Source organism: Streptomyces sporangiiformans (genome assembly GCF_005768555.2).
Taxonomy (GTDB): Bacteria; Actinomycetota; Actinomycetes; order Streptomycetales; family Streptomycetaceae; genus Streptomyces; species Streptomyces sporangiiformans.
Genome location: NZ_VCHX02000219.1, coordinates 1 through 1,018 on the forward strand (window position 1 = coordinate 1; position 1,018 = coordinate 1,018).

Annotated in this window: 1 protein-coding gene; it reads left to right on the forward strand. The window is 71.3% G+C overall.

Going from position 1 to position 1,018, the window contains the following annotated elements:
* On the forward strand, positions 1-1,018 hold a 1,018-nt coding region (locus tag FGD71_RS34975; protein ID WP_240436916.1), incomplete at both ends, for an MFS transporter.

The window sequence follows — 1,018 nt, forward strand, 5'->3', positions numbered from 1 at the left end:
TGCGCCGTGTCGCGCTGTCCGGACTGCTCGGTACCGCCGTGGAGTTCTACGACTTCCTCGTCTACGGAACGGTCGCCGCGCTCGTCTTCGGCGAGCTGTTCTTCCCCGGCGCCGACCCCGCTGTCGGCACCATCGCCGCGTTCGGCACCTTCGCCGCCGGCTACGTCGCCCGCCCGCTGGGCGGCATCCTCTTCGGCCACTTCGGCGACCGGCTCGGCCGCAAGTCCATGCTGCTGCTCACCATGGGCCTGATGGGCGGCGCCAGCTTCCTGATCGGCCTGCTGCCCACCTACGACACGATCGGCGTCTGGGCACCGGTCCTGCTGATCACCCTGCGCGTCGTCCAGGGCATCGCCATCGGCGGCGAATGGGGCGGCGCGACCCTGATGGTCGTCGAACACGCCGGGCAACGGCGGCGCGGACTGTGGTCCAGCTTCACGCAGATGGGAGCACCGCTCGGCTCCCTGCTGTCGTCGGTCGTGGTCACCCTCGTCGTCACCCTGCCCCGGACCGAGTTCGCCGCCTGGGGCTGGCGCGTGCCCTTCCTGCTCAGCGTGGTGCTGCTGGGCGTCGGACTCTTCGTGCGGCTGAAGGTGGTGGAGAGCCCGCTGTTCGCCGAGGTGAAGAAGGACCGCACCGAGGCGCGGCTGCCGATCCTGGAGGTGCTGCGGCGGCCCCGTCCGCTGCTGCTGGCCTGCTGTGTCGGCATCGGCGCGTTCACCGCCCAGTCGCTGCTGACCAGCTACATGATCGCGTACGCCACCGGCATCGGCTACGCCCGCCCGCAGGTGCTCACCGCCCTCACCGTCTCCGCCTGCGTCGCGCTCGTCGTGCTGCCCTGCGCGTCCGCGCTGTCCGACCGGATCGGCCGCCGCCCGGTCGTCCTCGCCGGAGCCCTCACCTCCGCCGCACTCGCCTTCCCCATGCTGGCGCTGGTCGACTCGAAATCACCCGGACTGCTCATCCTCGCCGTCGTCCTGGGCCACGGCGTCGCCCAGTCCACGATGTACGGCCCGCT